A 19,284-nucleotide genomic window follows, 5' to 3' on the forward strand; every position below is an offset into this window, starting at 1 on the left:
CTCGCGTTAGCGGGGCTTTTTTGTATCAGCTCGAATAGCTGAGATACGCCCCTCCCCTACAAAGCTATAAACCAACCGCCAATATTTTACATTATAAAAATAACGAATTTAATTTTAAATCAAAACTAAATCATGAGATTTAAATTAACCAAACATGAATAAAAACTTTTCCAGCACTTTATCATTAGTGCAACAACAATGAAAAATAAACAATAAAAAACAACACCTTGCCAGCATAAATCTCAATTAAAAAATTACAACACACTTAATACAAAATGGCACACAAATTAAATTGACCATTACTGTTGATTATTAAATAACTAAATAACACCGAAAGAATAATAAACATTCGGTCAATAATAAAAACTCATCAACAGAGAAGGTCTAATGAAAGCCAAATCATTCCTAAAAAAAGCATCTATCGCGCTAACAGTTGCAGCTGGGTTATCCATTGCTACATCTGCCAATGCCATGAAGTTAAAACAACAAAACTTACAAGAACTGACTTCTGCTTCGCAAAACATCATTGCCGGTGAAGTTATCAAAGTCACCGATGGCTTCGATAACAAGCGCCCATACACTGAAATCACCATCAATGTCAGCAGTGATGCCAAAGGCAAATTAAAAGAAGAATCAACCTACACTTTCCGTCAATTTGGCTTACTTGAGCCGCGCTCTATGGGCAATGGCAAAGTGTATTTAGGTGTAACGCCTGATGGCTTCGCGAAATGGCATGAGGGCGAAAACGTCATTGCGTTTATGTACAAGCCTGCCTCTATCACTGGCTTCCAAACCACTGCGGGTATGGCCCAAGGTAAATTCGTGGTCCGTGATGGCAAAGTTATCAACCAATTCGCTAACTCTGGCTTGTTTGAAGGCATGGACACCGCCAGCTTCTCGGATGAAGAGCGCAACATGCTCACTAATCCAGAAGCGGTGAAGGTGGATGTATTTATGAACCTTGTCGGTAAACTAGCAGGAGCACAGTAATAATGAAATTCTCTAAACTTGCTGCGGGTATCGCACTGGCCACTCTTTCTGCTGGTACATTGGCGGCTGGCCCACTCTATATTCACGATAAAACCATGCAGCCCTACAAATGGGATACAAGTAAAGGCGCTATTCCTGTTTGGACGGATGGCGGGATGCTGGTTCAAGATAAAGACGGTAACGACGTTGAATCGTTTACCGTGCTTAAAAAAGGCACCAAGTACAACCTCAACATTACCCTAGCTGATGGTACGGTGATCCCTAAAAACACGGTACTCGATCGCGACTACACCTTGTTAACGGTTGACCGAGCGAACGAAATCACAGCCCATGCCATTGCCCAGTGGTCAAATGTCGAAACGGCAACGCTAGAAATGGCCGTGGCGGGTACGATTGCTGGCAAAACGGGTATATCGGATATCACTGCCGCAAACGCCAATGAAATTTATGGCGCCGAAAATGGTTACGGTTTTTGGGTCATCTATGACACGGACGGCTCGGTGGTAGAAGACGTATTTGGGGTACCAAAACAATCTGTTTTAGGGATGGCCTTCCCTGAATGGGCTGATGAAGAAACCGGTGAGATTCTCGAAGCGACGGCAATCATGAACGGTTGGGCAGTTGCGCCTAATGACGACGGCAGCAAAATTGCGGGCGTATTCACCCATGAATTTGGCCATGCTATCAACCTGTCACACACGCAAGTAAATGGCCAACTAGCCTATTTAAGTTCAGCAGCCAATAAGCTTTATCCGGGCGTACCCGGTTGTGGTGTAAACCCGATAGGTGGCGGTGACCCAGCAATGATTGAAACCATGTACCCTTACATTGATCACTACAATGCTGGCGCGGTTAATCAAAGTACCATCGAGCACCCTGATGATGTGGCGGCGATATCAAACCTGTATCCAAGTGCGCATTACGCCAGCTCACGCGGTTCTATTAGCGGTGTGCTACGCCTTAAAGACGGTCGAACAGAATACAGTGGTATCAACATCGTAGCGCGAAACGTTAACAACCCACTTTTTGATGCCGTGTCAGATATGTCGGGCTCTGCCACACAAGGTAAAGTTGGTCCGGATGGACGATATACAATTCGCAATCTGACGCCGGGTGAGCAATACGTATTGTATGTAGAGCCTATTGTCGCTGGGGGTTTCCCAACCACACCTCAACCTTTACTTTCAACACCAGAATATTGGAACGCAAACGAAAGCAGCGACCCGCTCGTTGACGAAGTGTGCGAGCAGACTCCTATCATCGCCGAGGCAGGTGTCACCAAAGAAGCAGACTTTACATTCAACGGATACATGAAGGGTGTTCAGGTAACGCCATTGTCTTCAGTGGTATTGAGTGATTTGTCCAAAAATGGCCGAAAAGCGGTGGGCACAGCCGGCACTCGCGCTGTGATGTGGGATGTTAACAACGGCTTTGAAGTCCTTCCCAATCGCTATGTGGGAGCGGAATCATACCTAAGCCGCAATGGTAAGCATGTATTGGTGCAGCACGACCAAGATGGTAACGGTATTATGGAGCCCACCGTTTGGTCTGCGAATGAAGATTTGTCGGTTGGCTACCTTGGGCAAAGCCAATGTAACGTTTCCACCAGTTTCGCAGGAGTCAGGATCAGTGCCCTAGGCTCGGCCATGGATGATTCAGGCTCAACGGTTGTAGGTCTGGGTTACCAAGACCTAAACGGTAATGGCAACTGTCAGGAATATTTTTCAGGTGAAATGAAGCCCTTTATTTGGGATGAAAAGCGCGGTATTCGTGAACTAGACACCAGCAGCGTGAACTGGAACCGAACCTTGTATGCATTTGCACATGGTTTATCTGGCAACGGTAAAGTGGCGCTCGGTCAAGTTAACTACAATCAGGCTGTTGCTTGGGTTGATGATGGCCCAATGCTCAATCTAACTGACGCGTTCAAAGCGAAGCAGGCTAAGGTCTCCAACTTCGATGGAAGCCGTGTAGCCTTGACCAGTAACTATGGCGTCCAACTATGGGATTCACGCCAAGGACTGAGCGAAGATGCCGTAACCAACATCGGTTCATTGCCATGGTGTGAAGACATTCAATATATTTTCTACTCATGGAATCTATGTAACGAACTTTCACCAGAGGAAATAACAGCGTCTTACGGTGCAGTACCAATGACGGTAAGTGACTTGAGCGACGACGGCAAAGTTGCCATTGGCCGCGCCGGTGGCAGTCGATTTGGCTATTATGGCGCTCTTTGGGTTGAGGATATTGGTTGGCTTGAGCTGAGCCGCTTCCTACGAGAGCAAGGTGCTGCAGAACTCGGTAAATTGTCGATGAGCAACCCGATTGCGCTAAGCGGCGACGGCAGCAAAATGCTGGGTGTGGCAGGCGGAATGTCTTGGTATATGGATATGAGCCAAGTGTATGTGTGTGACAACAATGAATCTGTACTCACTGGGTTCCCACGGGGGCTGCGCGAAGCGGTGGCGAGCGGCGCTAGAGTCGGACGATGTGGCATGATTCAGTAACTCAATAGCCATAAGAGTTTTACTAAGCTATTGAGTCAAATACCAAAAGGACTCAAATTTTTGAGTCCTTTTTTTGTGTAGTGAACTCGGATTCATAATGAGAACCCGCTGTTTACTTCTTCTAAGTAAAAGTTGTGGAAGCTTATACTCAATCAACTTCAGCCAATCATTGCTTCCTCATTCCTCATATATACAACTCAAGAAATCACAAAATTTAATATAGGACTTAAGACCCATATTAAATTAATAAAAAATGAATAACTGATGACCTAAAGCACAAGGTTAAAATTTTGAATATTCACTCTAAAATTAAAAAACCCCGTAAAACTCATTACTAAACAATAAATTAAAACCATAAAAATCAGATAGATAAAAACACACACCAACAACCCAATACACAACTACACACTTTCAACACAAAATGGTACACGTAATAAATTGACCTCTCACATTGGTTATTAAATAACTAATAGCCGCCGAAAATATAATTAAAAGATCGGCTTATATAAAAATCATCAACGGAGAAGGTCTAATGAAAGCGACATCCATGCTTAAAAAAGCATCTATCGCGCTAACAGTTGCAGCTGGGTTATCCATTGCTACATCTGCCAATGCCATGAAGTTAAAACAACAAAATTTACAAGAACTGACTTCTGCTTCCCAAAACATCATTGCCGGTGAAGTTATCAAAGTCACCGATGGCTTCGATAACAAGCGCCCATACACTGAAATCACCATCAATGTCAGCAGCGACGCCAAAGGCAAATTAAAAGAAGAATCAACCTACACTTTCCGTCAATTTGGCTTACTTGAGCCGCGCTCTATGGGCAATGGCAAAGTGTATTTAGGTGTAACGCCTGACGGCTTCGCGAAATGGCATGAGGGCGAAAACGTCATTGCGTTTATGTACAAACCTGCCTCTATCACTGGCTTCCAAACAACTGCAGGCATGGCCCAAGGTAAATTCGTGGTCCGTGATGGCAAAGTTATCAACCAATTCGCTAACTCTGGCTTGTTTGAGGGCATGGACACCGCCAGCTTCTCGGATGAAGAGCGCAACATGCTCACTAACCCAGAAGCGGTGAAGGTGGATGTATTTATGAACCTTGTCGGTAAACTAGCAGGAGCACAATAATAATGAAATTCTCTAAACTTGCTGCGGGTATCGCGCTAGCCACTCTTTCTGCTGGCGCTTTGGCCGGCGGCCCATTGTATATTCACGAAAAAACCATGCAGCCTTACAAGTGGGACACCTCTAAAGGTGCTATTCCTGTTTGGACTGATGGTGGCCAGGTTATTAAAGACAAAGATGGGAACGACGTTCAATCTTTCACTGTGCTAGAGCAAGGCACCACTTTCAATGTTGATATTACCCTACCGGATGGGACCGTATTACCTAAGTATGTTGCATTAGACCGTGACTACACCTTCTTAACCATTGCGCAAGCTAATGCGGTAACCGCTGATGCCGTTGCACAATGGTCGAATGTAGAAACATCCACACTTGAAATGGCTATTGCTGGTACTATCGAAAGCCAAACAGGCATCAGCGATGTGAACGCATCTAACGTAGACCAAATCTATAACGCTGAAAATGGCTATGGCTTCTGGGTTAACTACGACACTGACGGCGCTATCTTAGAAAATTACTTCGGTATTCCTCGTGACCAAGTTCTCGGTATCGCCTTCCCTGAATGGGCGGATGAAGAAACCGGTGAGATCACCGAAGCAACGGCGCTGATGAATGGTTGGTACATCGATATCAACGATACTGAAGGCAAGATGGTTCAAGGCGTATTTACCCACGAATTCGGTCACGCGATGAACATGTCTCACTCGCAGGCTAACGGTCATTTCACCTACATTGCGACTCCTTGGTATGCAATGCATGATGGTGTCGAGGGTTGCGCAGGAACAAATGTCTACACACGCCGTGGTCAAGCTCCTACAGACAGCATAGAAACCATGTTCCCATTCATCAACGTTCGCGGTGTTGAAGGTATCGAGCAAGGTACTGTCAATGTTCGCGACGACATCGTGAATATTTCAGATCTCTACCCAACAGCCGACTACAGCACGAAGTACGGCACAATCAAAGGTAAACTGTACACCAAAGAAGGTGTTGAATATTCGGGCATGAACATGGTTGCTCGTAACCTAGACAACCCAATGTACGACGTAATCACCCAACAAAGCGGTAACATGACGCAAGGTCGTGTTGGCCCTGATGGTTCATTCACTATCAATGGTCTTACTCCAGGTGGGCGTTATGCTCTGTATATGGATCCAATCAGAGCTGGCGGCTACCCAACTACTCCAACCGACATTATTTCTGTCAATGAATATTGGAACGAAGGTGAAAGCGCTTCTCCGGCTCTCGATAATGTCTGTGATATGACAGAAATCGTCGTTGCAGGCGGGGAAGCAAAAGAAGTGGAGATGTACTTCAACGGCTATAAAAATGGTATTCAATACACGCCACTTGTAGCTGCATGGGTAAGCGATCACTCAAAAAATGGTAAAAAAGCGTTTGGTATGACTCAAGGTGGTACGCCATTCATTTACGATAGCACCCAAAATACCTTCGAAACTTTGGTTACACCCGACGGCTTTGCAACACTTAAAGCGTCAAACATGGCGATGAACAAAACCGCAACAAAAGCAGCTGTCATCGCAGATATAGACGGCGATGGAGTTGGCCAAGGTGCCGTATGGGATATTCGCTCAAACCATGTATCTGTACTCGAAGACCCGAGCAACAATACGTGTTCGCTAGGCAGCCAATCTGGCGTAAGCTCTCACTCAATATGGGATATTGATGCAGCAGGGCATACCGTTGTAGGTAACTCGCGCAAACCAAATACCGGTGGCACCGAGTGTTTACCTGGTCAAGGAGCGTACTCATACGGTGTACCGACTGTATGGGATACAAAAACAGGTAAAGCCTCTTTACTCACTGACGGTCTGGAGTGGGTAGAAAACTCTTGGGGAGGTATCCAAGTTCTGATTAATGGCGAACGCACAGAAGCTTGGGTGCGCGCAGATAGAATTTCAGGTAATGGTCGAACAGTGACAGGTTCCGGCAATAACAACAACACCCAATTAGCATGGGTGGATGGCAAATTACATGATATTTATAAAGATTACGGCGCGTTAAATTCCTCAGTCATTTCATATGACGGCGAACGCGTCGCATTTGGTGCGCAACAAGGATTTGGGCGCCGCGCATTTGGTGAAGGCGTCAAAGTATGGAATACACAAACAGACGAGATTACCAACCTTGGCGGTCTGCGTTGGTGTGAAGACGTACCGTATTTCTATTTCAATAGAAACTTCTGTGCCTCACCGTTTAACATGACTCATGAAGAGATCGCTGAAACGGCTGGTTTACCTTTGAACATGGTACTTGATGCGAGTGATGACCTGTCAGTAATCACAGGGCGCGTGCTTATCAATGGCATGCCAGCAGGCTCGTCTATTTACCTAGAAGGGATTGGCTGGATGACCGGTGAAGAGTTCTTTGGTAAACAAGGTGTTGTAGAAGCCACCAACTTAATGACGAATGGCATATTTGGTGTCAGTGCAAACGGCTCAGAAATGATGGCGGGTGTTGTAGGACTTCCAACTCCGCTTACTATCGAAATAGATGCAAACAAAGCGTTTGTGTGTCGTTACGGTATGAACCAAGAATTGAGCTTCCCTAAACAAGTAATTGAGGCAGTGAAAGATGGCGCTGAGTTTGGTCGTTGTGAACACTTAGATGACACTTTCTAACCAGTAAATACAAATTGCTCCCGCAAAAGATGGCCCATTCAAAGCCATCTTTTTTTGGATTATAAACAGACCAAGACGCACATACAGCAATTACTACAAACAACATATAGATAAACAAAAAATTAACAACAACTCATTTTATAAACAAAATAACCTGCAACTCACATTAATGAGGGTGAACTAATTTGGGAACCTTTATTCCCATCAAGAATAAAAGAAAGAAAAACACATCAATCAAAACATATAAAAATGAATAAAATGAATAAATATTCATTTATGATTTTTTACTGAGATGTAGCAAAAACTGAATAAAAACTCTAATTTCACACCTACAAAGAACCCTTGAAAACAAACAAAAAACGAATGAAAACAAAAATATAAAAAGCAAAAAGACAAATACCCGCAAACCTCCCTCATCGACATATATGCACCCAGTACAAAAGTGTACAAATAATAAATTGAATAATAATTCGATTTGTAAAATCTTAGAGGGACTGAGTGTTAATGATCAGTGAACAAAAAAAACAATCATCAACGGAGAAGGTCTAATGAAAGCGACATCCATGCTTAAAAAAGCATCTATCGCGCTAACAGTTGCAGCTGGGTTATCCATTGCTACATCTGCCAATGCCATGAAGTTAAAACAACAAAACTTACAAGAGCTCACTTCTGCTTCCCAAAACATCATTGCCGGTGAAGTTATCAAAGTCACCGATGGCTTCGATAACAAGCGCCCATACACTGAAATCACCATCAATGTCAGCAGCGACGCCAAAGGCAAATTAAAAGAAGAATCAACCTACACTTTCCGCCAATTTGGCTTACTTGAGCCGCGCTCTATGGGCAATGGCAAAGTGTATTTAGGTGTAACGCCTGACGGCTTCGCAAAATGGCATGAGGGTGAAAACGTCATTGCGTTTATGTACAAACCTGCCTCTATCACTGGCTTCCAAACAACTGCAGGCATGGCCCAAGGTAAATTCGTGGTCCGTGATGGCAAAGTTATCAACCAATTCGCTAACTCTGGCCTGTTTGAAGGCATGGATACAGCCAGCTTCTCGGATGAAGAGCGCAACATGCTTACTAACCCAGAAGCAGTGAAGGTGGATGTATTTATGAACCTTGTCGGTAAACTAGCAGGAGCACAATAATAATGAAATTCTCTAAACTTGCTGCGGGTATCGCACTGGCCACTCTTTCTGCAGGCGCTTTGGCCGGCGGCCCATTGTATATTCACGAAAAAACCATGCAGCCTTACAAGTGGGACACCTCTAAAGGCGCTATCCCTGTTTGGACGGATGGTGGTCAGGTTATTAAAGACAAAGATGGTAACGACGTTCAATCTTTCACTGTGTTAGAGCAAGGTACTAAATTCAATGTTGATATCACCCTACCTGATGGCACCGTATTACCGAAAAATGTGGCATTAGACCGTGACTACACCTTCTTAACCATTGCGCAAGCTAATGCGGTAACCGCTGATGCCGTTGCACAATGGTCGAATGTAGAAACATCCACACTTGAAATGGCTATTGCTGGTACTATCGAAAGCCAAACGGGTATTGTCGATGTGAACGCATCTAACGTAGACCAAATCTATAACGCTGAAAATGGCTATGGCTTCTGGGTTAACTACGACACTGACGGCGCTATCTTAGAAAATTACTTCGGTATTCCTCGTGACCAAGTTCTCGGTATCGCTTTCCCTGAATGGGCGGATGAAGAAACCGGTGAGATCACCGAAGCAACGGCGCTGATGAATGGTTGGTACATCGATATCAACGATACTGAAGGCAAGATGGTTCAAGGCGTATTTACCCACGAATTCGGTCACGCGATGAACATGTCTCACTCGCAGGCTAACGGTCACTTTACCTACATTTCAAGACCTTGGAGCCCAACGTATGATGGCGTTCCGGGCTGTGGTGATACGAATATGTACACAGGTCGCGGCCAAGCACCGATTGATGGCATTGAGACTATGTTCCCATTCATCAATGTGCGCGGCGCTGAGGGCGTGGAGCAAGGTACTGTCAATGTTCGTGACGACATCGTGAACATTTCAGATCTCTACCCAACAGCAGACTACAGTACAAAATACGGCACAATCAAAGGTAAGCTTTACACTAAAGAGGGTGTTGAATATTCGGGCATGAACATGATTGCTCGTAATCTAGACAACCCAATGTACGACGTGATCTCCCAGCAAAGCGGTAACATGACGCAAGGTCGTGTTGGTCCTGATGGTTCATTTACTATCAACGGTTTGACTCCAGGCGGTCGTTACGCACTGTACATGGAGCCTATCCGCGCCGGTGGGTACCCAACAACACCTACTTCACTAATATCAGAAGCTGAGTATTGGAACGCCAATGAAAGCTCATCTCCAGCAGCAGATAATGCATGTGAACGCACAGAAATTGTTGTAGCTGGAGGCGAGACCAAAGAAGTAGAGATGTTCTTCAATGGATATACTGATGGTATCCAGTACACACCTCTCATACAGGCATTCGTTACTGAGCATTCTAAAAATGGTAAGAAAGCGTTAGGCACAACAGGTGGTGGCATCCCATTCCTATATGACAGTGTACAAAACACCTTCACTACGCTTGCAGGTCCAGATGGCTATGCGCTATTGAGCTCAACTACCGCTGCTATGAATAAAACAGCAACCAAAGCCGCCGTTATCGCTGATTTAGATAACGATGGTATCGGCCAAGGTGCGGTATGGGACCTTCGTTCTAACAAGCTGTTTGAACTGGAAGATCCTTCAAATAACACTTGTACGCTGGGCAGCCAACAAGGTGTGAGCTCTCAGTCAATTTGGGATATCGATGATGAAGGTAAGCTCATTGTAGGTACTTACCGCAAACCTACATCTGGTGGCGAAGAATGTGCCGAAGGTGCGGGCGGCAGCTCATATGCTGTGCCAACGGTATGGGACACAACGACTGGCAAAGCAACAGAACTAGCTGGTCTTGAATATGTGCCTTCGCTGTACGGCTCTCGCATTGATGTACTCGTGAATGGTGAACGTAGAGAAGTATGGATGCGTGCCGATCGTATGTCAGGTAATGGCAAAGTCATAACGGGTACTGGCAACAGCCAAGGTCTAGTGGCGTGGGTTGATGGCGAGCTTCATGACATCAGTAGTATGTATGGCGCACGTGATATTGCCGTAATTAGCCAAGATGGCGGAAAAATTGCGTTTAATACCCTTGTTGGCGAAGGTCGTAATCGCAAATATGACGGCATCAAAGTGTGGAATACCCAAACAGATGAGCTTGAGGTTCTAGGTAGTATGCGTTGGTGTGATGATATTCCGTACATCCAACGATTTGTTAACTTCTGTGAAGCACCGTATAACTTTGACCATGAATACATATCGTCAGTTGTCGGTGAACCAAGCATGATCCCACTTGATGCAAATGAAGACCTGTCAATCATCACTGCACGTTACAATGGTGGTAGTGCAATTCACATGGACGGTCTTGGCTGGATGACAGCTGCTGAGTTCTTCGGTCGTCAAGGCGTTGTTGAAGCTAAAAACCTGTTAACTGATAACTGGTTTGCCATGAGCGCCAATGGCTCAGAAATGATGGCTAACTTAGCCGGTGCAGCCATCAGTATTGAGATCGATGCAAACAAAGCATTTGTTTGTAAAGACGGCGTAAATCAGGAGCTAAGCTTCCCGAAACAAGTTTTAGCCGCTGTTAAGCGTGGTGCTGAATTTGGTCGTTGTGAGCACTTAGACGATAAGTACTAAACACTGTCCCAGGTAGTCAAAGATAAGGCCCAGCATTGGGCCTTTTTTTATTTCTTCTTATTGTTATCAGCCTTTTAAGATGGACGATTTACCTAACTAGACTACGCTTATGTAAATATGGAGTTCTCCTTAAGCCTCGCAAATCACGTACCTAATATGGGTTATTTAAATTAGTTGATGCTTTAGGAAATTTTCTTGTGCTAGCATGAGGTACGGAGCACTTACTTGTGTAGCAGTATTAATCGAAGAAGTGATTGCCTATGAAAAATTATGGTGTACCGAGTGAAGAACACGCACGCTTAGAAGCCTTACAACTTCTCCAACTTCTTGATACGCCCGCTGAGGAGCGTTTCGACAGAATCACCCGTATCGCAAAACGTATGTTTGGTGTGCCAACGGTTCTTATCACACTCGTTGATTCAGATAGGCTCTGGTTTAAGTCAATCCAAGGGCTGGATGTTCATGAAGCACCGCGCTCACAATCATTATGTGCATGTGCAATAACAGAAGAGCTCCCTCTCATTGTTCCTAACACACTAATGGATGAAAGGTTCGCGGATACACCTCTCGTAACCAGCTATCCCAACATTAGATTCTACGCAGGATGTGCATTACATTCACCAAACAACCACCGCATTGGTACCCTTTGCCTCATAGATACTGAACCAAGAGAAATAATCGATGACGATGTCGAGCTTCTTCAAGAGTTAGCCTCGCTTGTAGAGCAAGAGTTCAAAGCAACGGCACTGAGTACCATTGACGAGCTTACTAATATCAGTAATCGACGCGGCTTCTTACAGTTAGCCCAACAGGCGCTGTCTCATTGTCGACGCGAGCAGCAAAACGCATGCTTACTGTATTTTGATTTAGATGGCTTTAAAGAGATCAATGACAATTTAGGGCACTCGTTTGGTGATAAGGTACTTAAAGCGTTTGCCCAAATACTTAGTCAGTCATTTAGAACTTCTGACGTTTTCGCTCGCCTTGGTGGTGATGAATTTGTGGTGCTATTAACCAACACGACAACGCAAGAAATGGACAGTGTTATTGCACGCTTGAAACACAATGTTGACGAATACAATGTTCAACATGACCACGCAATCAATTACAGCTGCGGCTCTACCACCTTCGCAGGTGAAGACTCTATCGAAGCTCTGCTGCATAAAGCGGATCAAGAAATGTATATTCACAAAGCCAACAAGCGCGAAAGTAGTAATAAGCTGGAAACATAACGCATTGTCTCTAGTTGGCGTCTCGGCATTGTTCGTTGGGGTATTCAACTTCTAAGGTTGTATGGGCAATATCGAAATCAGCTAATCGCTGAGCTAGCCGAGATTTTAATGCCATGACTTCATTCGCGTTCAGTTCCTTCAATAAACATAAATGCGCGCTAAGCACATGATGTTCGCCATCCAGTGACCAAAAGTGAACATGATGTACGCTACTCACTTCATCGGGTTCGAGTAATAATGAGGTTAATTTCTGCTGGGTATGACTATCAGGGGCTGCCTGCAAAAACAAACGCACAGTTTGGCTAAGATTACGCAGCACGTTGACGAGAATAAACAAAGTGAATGCAATAGAAAGAATAGGGTCAAGGATGGGCCAATCTACAAACATCAATACAATGGCTACCACGAGTACAGCAACCCAACCAAGCACATCTTCAAGTAGGTGCCAATTGAGTACTCGCTCATTCAAGGTTTTACCCTGACTGAGTTTTAGCGCCGCGTAGCCATTCACTGCAACACCCAAAATAGCAAGAAAAACCATCCCCTCAACTACCGGCATCACGGGTGCAAACAACCTCGGAACGGATATCACCAACACCCAAACAGAGCCGACCACCAGCACAATGGAGTTGATCAACGCGCCCAATAAACTTAAACGCTTATAGCCGTAGGTAAACGCTTGTGTAGCATCACGATTTCCTAACTTGTTTAACAGCCACGCACTGCCGATAGCGAGACTATCACCCAAATCATGTACCGCATCCGCCATAATCGCGGTGCTGTTCGTCAGCCAGCCACCAATAAACTCAATAATGGTGAAGCCAAGATTAAGGAAAAATGCCCAACCGATGCGCTCGGAGGCTATATCATGATGATGGTGATGATGATGGTTATGCCCCACAATGCAATTCTCGTGTAGTTGCCCCTCTAATGAACTGTGAATAATTGCGTAATAAAATGCAAATTAAGTGGCCTCTTCCGACGCAATAATTGATTCTTTTTTATCTATGTCGGTATGTTGGCAACAAATTCGCTGCGACTTGTTAGTACCAACACACTTTATGATTAGAGTTATTTTCAGTTTCATCTTGCTTAGCGTGATTGCGATTCAATCACTTACTAGCTCTGTGGCTGCACAACCTAATCATCAAGTTGATAGTCAGCACTTACTTTCTGAGCACTCACACCAACAGGATGCTCAGTTAGAATCAGATAATCTCACTGATGATGTCCACGATATTTCTGATTGCCATCATTGCGGCCACTGTGCCGGCTCGCATCTTACTTGGCTGATGAACCCAGTTACGGGTATCAACCTCGAGCAGGCCGCGAATAATCAATGGCAGGTCATGACACCGCCAGAGCAAAAACACCCCGAACCCAATTATCGCCCTCCGATAGCCTAACTTCACTTTCATTTCTACACAGCTACATCTGCATCACGCCTTCAATTCAGGCTGTGTGCGGTAGTTTCATACAAATTTGAAGTTAGGAACTAACCATGAATGTTCTACACCCAAATTCTGCGTCTCGAGCGCCGAAAGACTCGCCTATGGGCAACGCAAAAAATACAAAATTACAATGCATGACCTCTGTGTCACTACACCAAACATTATTGGCATGTGTACTGGCAATCGCGTCATTATCAAGTTTAGCGTCTGAGGAACATGACCACTCAGAAGAAACGGCTGTCACTGAACAGGCCAGCGTCCACCTAAGTGATACAAGCTTACAATTAGCGGGCGTGGAGGTGACACAACTGGTACCACAGCAACATAACTACGAGCTTGTTGCACCCGCGGAAATCAAAGCCAATGGCTACAACAGTTATGTTGTTTCTGTGCGCACTGAATCGGTGGTTATTGCTCGCCATGTGACACTCGGTGAGCATGTCAACGAGCAACAGCCCTTAGTGACACTGTTTAGTGAGCAAATGGCACAAGCTCAAGGTGATTATCTTGTCGCTGCAAGCGAATGGCAACGACTAAGCAAACTGGACTCATCAAGTATTAGTGCTGCCAATCGCGTCAAAGCGCAGAGCAATTACAACGCCAGCTATGGTCGTTTGTTGGCTATGGGTTTAACGGATGCAGCCATCGCTCAAATTAGCCAAGAGAATCGCGCTCGCTTTGGTCAATATCAACTCGTGGCACAGATCTCCGGGAGTGTTTTAAGTGATGACTTCATTCAAGGACAGCGAGTCCAACCCGGAGATACATTACTCACAATCGCCGATGAGCAAACCTTATGGGTTGAAGCCAAGTTATCTCCACAGTTAAGTAGCGAAATAACCCAAACTACGCCTGTGCATGTAACCACCGCGAATGGCACTTTCCCTGCTCGGGTTATTCAAGAAGCACATGTAATAGACCCACAAACACGCACGCGCATCATTCGCTTAGAAGTGCAAAATATCGGCCACGTACTGCATGCGGGTATGTTCGTTAGCGCCCAATTTACGCAAACGAGCAAACAAAGTATGTATGCGGTTCCTCAAGAAGCACTGACGCGTAACGCACAGGGGCAGTGGCAAATCTTCGTACAAGCGAATAACAACAAGTTTTTATCACGCGAAGTGCAGCTAGGCGCTCAATTTGGGGAGTTGCAGCAAATCTTGGGGGTGCATGAAAGCCTTCCAGTAGTCACCAAAAATGCGTTCTTTGTCGCATCAGAACTCGCCAAAAGCGGTTTTGATCCACATAACCATTAAGGGGCATACACGATGTTTGATTTTTTAATCGGCTGGGCCCTGAAACAACGCTCGGTCATTATCCTCCTGTTTGTGTGTCTGGTTAGTGGCGCCGTTTTGATGACGAGTAAACTGAATCTTGATGCTTTTCCTGATGTCACCAATGTACAAGTCAGTATAAACACCCCCGCGCCCGGACTCGGCGCGCAAGAGGTTGAGCAGTTAATCACTTACCCTATCGAAGCGGTCATGTACGCCTTGCCCAATGTCACTCAAGTGCGCTCAATCTCAAAAACAGGGCTCTCTGGTGTCACCGTGGTATTCAAAGAAAGCACTGACATCTATTTCGCCAGACAATTGGTGTTCGAGCGCTTACAAACAGCGAAAGAACTTATTCCTCAAAACGTTGGCACACCAGAAATGGGGCCGAATACGTCAGGGCTTGGACAGGTATACCAATACTTGCTATTGGCCGATGCCGATTCTGGTTACGACACCATGGCGCTGCGTTCACTGAATGATTGGCTTATCAAATTGCTGATTATGCCCATTGATGGTGTGACAGAAGTGCTCTCATTTGGTGGTTCAGTGAAACAATACCAAGTGGGCCTGAATCCCGACAAATTACTGGCTTATTCACTGTCTCAGCAAGACGTCATCAAAGCGTTAGAAGCCAGTAACGACAACGTAGGCGGTTGGTATTTAAACCGCGCCCAAGAACAACTGGTCGTAAGGGGCGTTGGTTGGTTTAGTGCTGGAACTGAAGGCATAAAGCAACTTAAGCAAGTGGCCATTAAAACGGTTGCTGGCACTGTGGTGACCGTTGGCGATGTCGCCACCGTTCAATTAGGCAGCGAAATACGTCAAGGAGCCGTAACATTTTCTCGCAAAGCACATAACGGTGAAATAAAAACCCATGGTGAAGTGGTAACAGGTGTCGTGCTTAAACGCATGGGCGCAAATACGAAACAAACCATCGATGGTATCAAAGACCGCATAGCGCTCATCGAACAAGCGCTGCCTGATGGCATCACCTTTGAGCCATTTTATGATCAAGCTGACCTTATCACTCAAGCAGTGAACACGGTGGTTACTGCATTGGCGCTTGCCTTTGTACTGATCATCGTCGTACTAGCGTTATTTTTAATGAATTTGCGCGCCACTGTTTTAGTGCTCATTTCCATTCCGATCGCCATCGTGATTGCTCTCGGTGTTATGGCTGGATTTGGCATGTCCGCAAATTTAATGTCCCTTGGCGGCATAGCCGTGGCAATAGGGATGTTGGTTGACGGTTCAGTGGTCATGGTAGAAAACATCGTTAAAAAGTTGCAACAGCACAGCAGTGCCCCCTCCTCTAACCTTGCGACGCTAGTTCAAAGCGCCGCTCAAGAAGTCGCTCGTCCTATCTTCTTTGCAACCTTAATGATTATTGTGGTGTTCGCGCCCTTGTTTAGCTTTGAAGGGGTCGAAGCAAAGCTCTTTGAACCCATGGCAATCAGCATTATATTAGCACTGTTCAGTGCCCTTTTTGTTGCCTTAATCTTGGTACCCGCGCTGGCGGTGATACTCTTTCGACAAGGGGTATCCACAGGGCGAAATCATATGTTAGAAGCGCTAAGTGGCCGCTACGCACAAACCCTTAGTACACTGATGCAGTTCAAAAAAACGGTGATTTTCTCAACCCTTAGTATGATTTTCCTAAGTGCGGGTATATTCACACAGCTTGGCAACGAGTTTGTACCGGAACTCGAAGAAGGCACCATTAATCTGCGCGTGACGCTCGCACCTTCAGCGAGTTTAGACACCGCACTCAGTGTCGCCCCCAAACTCGAGCAAACGTTACTCACCTTCCCTGAAGTAACTTATGCACTCAGCCGCATCGGTCGGGCAGAAATTGGCGGCGACCCAGAGCCGGTAAATAATATCGAAATCTACATTGGCCTAAAGCCCATTACTCAATGGCAAAGTGCCAATAATCGCCAAGAACTCCAACACTTAATGGAAGAGGAGCTAAGTCAATTTCCAGGTTTGCTGCTGAACTTCTCACAACCCATCGCTACGCGAGTAGACGAACTGCTTTCAGGCGTAAAAGCACAATTAGCTATAAAGTTATTTGGGCCCGATTCTTGATGTTCTCGCACGCAAGGGGGAAGAAATTGAAGAGCTAGTAAAAACCATCTCTGGCACGCAAGATGTCGCACTTGAGCAAATAACCGGTGAAGCGCAACTCATAGTCACACCTAAGCGCCAAGCGTTAGCACGCTATGGGCTGAAAGTTGCAGATGTGATGGCGCTTGTCAGTGAGGGGATTGGTGGTATCGAAGCAGGACAAATCATTAACGGCAATGAGCGCTATGATATTTATGTTCGTTTACAACAGTCCTATCGGGATAACATGGCCGCCATTAAAAACCTGTTATTACGTTCTCAATCGGGTGCGTGGGTTCGTCTTGAGGACGTTGCTACTGTGGCGATAGACTCTGGCCCGCCACAAATACGCCGTGACGATGTACAACGGCGCGTTGTTATCCAAGCCAATATACAAGGCCAAGATATGGGCAGTGTGGTGGCGCAAATTCAGCAGCAAATTGCCCAACAAGTATCACTACCCAGTGGCTACTCGGTGCAAATTGGCGGGCAATTTGAGAGCCAACAACGGGCGCAACAGCGCTTATCCTTGGTGATTCCACTGTCCTTGTGTGCTATCACCCTACTCCTTTATTTTACCTTTAATTCTCTGCGGCAAGCGGTGCTGATCCTCATCAATATTCCACTCGCTGTGGTCGGTGGGGTATGGGCGTTATACCTCAGTGATCAATATATTTCCGTCCCCGCATCAGTGGGCTTTATTACCCTATTTGGTGTTGCGGTACTCAATGGTGTGGTCATGGTTGAGCGCATTAATCAAAACCTCACCTCGGGGATGGATTTAACGATGGCAATACATACGGGAGCCGTTTCGCGATTGCGACCGGTTTTGATGACGGCACTCACCTCCGCGCTTGGACTTATTCCCATGCTGCTCTCCTCTGGTGTCGGCAGTGAAATTCAACGCCCTTTGGCGACCGTGATAGTGGGTGGATTAGTCAGCTCTACTTTGTTAACACTGATTGTTATTCCCACACTTTACAGCCGTTTTACTAAGCTTAGGGTCTGTTGACCAAATAGTGTAATAGCAGCAAGTCATTACGGGGAAACGGCTAAGGTGTATCGTTTCCCTGTCATAAAACAGGCTGTTAACCCAGCCCAATAAATCCGTTATAATGTTGGGCTATTTTAAAAAGTCCCGTTTATTTTGAGAGACATCATGAGCCAAGTTCGTGGTAATTTGTTTATTCTTTCCGCCCCTTCAGGTGCAGGAAAATCAAGCCTAATCAATGCATTGCTGCAAAAGCACGACAATATGCAAGTGTCGGTATCACACACCACGCGTGCGCCTCGTCCTGGTGAAGAAAATGGTGTGCATTATCACTTTGTTGACCAAGCAACTTTTAAAGAGCTGATTGCGAATGATGATTTCTTTGAGTGGGCACAAGTGTTCGACAATTACTACGGCACCTCTAAAGCGGCCATTGAGCAGCAGTTAGCGAATGGCATTGATGTGTTCCTTGATATTGACTGGCAAGGTGCGCGTCAAGTGCGTGAACTCGCACCTGAAGTCACCACCATTTTTATCTTGCCACCTTCGAAAGAAGAGCTGCAAAGTCGCCTTACTAATCGCGGCCAAGACTCCGAAGAAGTGATTGCTTCACGCATGGAAAAGGCGCAGTCGGAAAGCTCGCACTACGACGAATATGACTATGTGGTTGTGAACGATGATTTCGACACAGCGCTGGGTGAAATCGCCACGATTGTTGAAGCGACTCGTTTAAGCTTGCACACGCAAAAGCACAAACACAATGAATTAATCACTGAACTATTGAAATAAACCCCTCAAGGCTATTGGCCTTAAGCTGGTGTTGAAGTAAACTACGCGTTTACAGAATTAAATTTTGGAGTGAAGCATGGCTCGCGTAACTGTTGAAGATGCAGTAGATAAAATTGGCAACCGTTTTGACCTGATCCTTGTCGCGGCACGTCGTGCACGCCAGATCGCAGTAGGCGGTAAAGACCCTATGGTTGAGGCGGAAAACGATAAGCCAACGGTTATCGCTTTACGTGAAATCGAGCAAGGCCACATCACCGTTGATACATTAGACGCAATTGAGCGCCAAGAGCAGCAAAACCAAGAAGCTGCAGAAATGGCAGCTGTTGCGGCTATCGTAGGCGGTAACCAATAAGCGTATTTTAACGCTCTCTAAACGGCTGCTATTTCTCTGCAGC

Annotated in this window: 12 protein-coding genes and 1 pseudogene; 12 read left to right on the forward strand and 1 reads right to left on the reverse strand. The window is 45.6% G+C overall.

Annotated elements, in window-relative coordinates:
* The first annotated feature begins 387 nt into the window (after nt 1-387).
* The 7 genes from ACH19P_RS14415 (at nt 388) to ACH19P_RS14445 (ending at nt 12,272) form a co-directional block, all read left to right on the forward strand.
* Nucleotides 388-990 carry a hypothetical protein gene (locus ACH19P_RS14415; RefSeq protein ID WP_462159217.1) on the forward strand — a complete coding sequence of 201 codons (603 nt, stop codon included), beginning with the start codon at nt 388-390 and terminating at the stop codon, nt 988-990.
* 2 nt (nt 991-992) lie between these two features.
* The gene (locus tag ACH19P_RS14420) at nt 993-3,500 is read left to right on the forward strand and encodes a zinc metalloprotease (protein ID WP_462159218.1); all 2,508 of its coding nucleotides are present in this window, start codon (nt 993-995) and stop codon (nt 3,498-3,500) included.
* 532 nt (nt 3,501-4,032) lie between these two features.
* Nucleotides 4,033-4,635, forward strand: coding sequence for a hypothetical protein (locus tag ACH19P_RS14425; RefSeq protein ID WP_462159219.1), 603 nt, complete (start codon nt 4,033-4,035; stop codon nt 4,633-4,635).
* Between the two features lie 2 nt (nt 4,636-4,637).
* Complete coding sequence (locus ACH19P_RS14430) at nt 4,638-7,274, forward strand: zinc metalloprotease (RefSeq protein WP_462159220.1); 2,637 nt, start codon at nt 4,638-4,640, stop codon at nt 7,272-7,274.
* Between the two features lie 548 nt (nt 7,275-7,822).
* The gene (locus tag ACH19P_RS14435; protein WP_462159219.1) at nt 7,823-8,425 is read left to right on the forward strand and encodes a hypothetical protein; all 603 of its coding nucleotides are present in this window, start codon (nt 7,823-7,825) and stop codon (nt 8,423-8,425) included.
* A 2-nt stretch (nt 8,426-8,427) separates the two neighbouring features.
* Nucleotides 8,428-11,040: a zinc metalloprotease gene (locus ACH19P_RS14440; RefSeq protein ID WP_462159221.1), complete on the forward strand. Its 2,613-nt coding sequence runs from the start codon at nt 8,428-8,430 to the stop codon at nt 11,038-11,040.
* 260 nt (nt 11,041-11,300) lie between these two features.
* On the forward strand, nt 11,301-12,272 hold the full coding sequence (locus tag ACH19P_RS14445) for a sensor domain-containing diguanylate cyclase (RefSeq protein ID WP_462159222.1): 972 nt from the start codon (nt 11,301-11,303) through the stop codon (nt 12,270-12,272).
* Between the two features lie 10 nt (nt 12,273-12,282).
* On the opposite strand, the gene ACH19P_RS14450 is transcribed toward ACH19P_RS14445, so the two are convergent.
* Entirely contained in the window at nt 12,283-13,173 is an 891-nt protein-coding gene (locus ACH19P_RS14450) for a cation diffusion facilitator family transporter (protein WP_462159223.1), read from the reverse strand.
* 160 nt (nt 13,174-13,333) lie between these two features.
* Between ACH19P_RS14450 and ACH19P_RS14455 the strand changes: the two genes are divergently transcribed.
* From ACH19P_RS14455 to rpoZ, 5 genes and pseudogenes are all read left to right on the forward strand, one after another.
* Nucleotides 13,334-13,678: a hypothetical protein gene (locus tag ACH19P_RS14455; RefSeq protein ID WP_462159224.1), complete on the forward strand. Its 345-nt coding sequence runs from the start codon at nt 13,334-13,336 to the stop codon at nt 13,676-13,678.
* A gap of 95 nt (nt 13,679-13,773) precedes the next feature.
* Nucleotides 13,774-14,982: an efflux RND transporter periplasmic adaptor subunit gene (locus ACH19P_RS14460; RefSeq protein ID WP_462159225.1), complete on the forward strand. Its 1,209-nt coding sequence runs from the start codon at nt 13,774-13,776 to the stop codon at nt 14,980-14,982.
* A gap of 12 nt (nt 14,983-14,994) precedes the next feature.
* A pseudogene (locus tag ACH19P_RS14465) lies at nt 14,995-18,121 on the forward strand (efflux RND transporter permease subunit).
* A gap of 147 nt (nt 18,122-18,268) precedes the next feature.
* Nucleotides 18,269-18,889: a guanylate kinase gene (gene gmk / locus ACH19P_RS14470; RefSeq protein WP_462159226.1), complete on the forward strand. Its 621-nt coding sequence runs from the start codon at nt 18,269-18,271 to the stop codon at nt 18,887-18,889.
* A gap of 76 nt (nt 18,890-18,965) precedes the next feature.
* Nucleotides 18,966-19,241: a DNA-directed RNA polymerase subunit omega gene (rpoZ, locus tag ACH19P_RS14475; protein ID WP_347392021.1), complete on the forward strand. Its 276-nt coding sequence runs from the start codon at nt 18,966-18,968 to the stop codon at nt 19,239-19,241.
* Nucleotides 19,242-19,284 lie beyond the last annotated feature (43 nt).

The sequence above is a fragment of the Pseudoalteromonas sp. GB56 genome, from assembly GCF_054923835.1.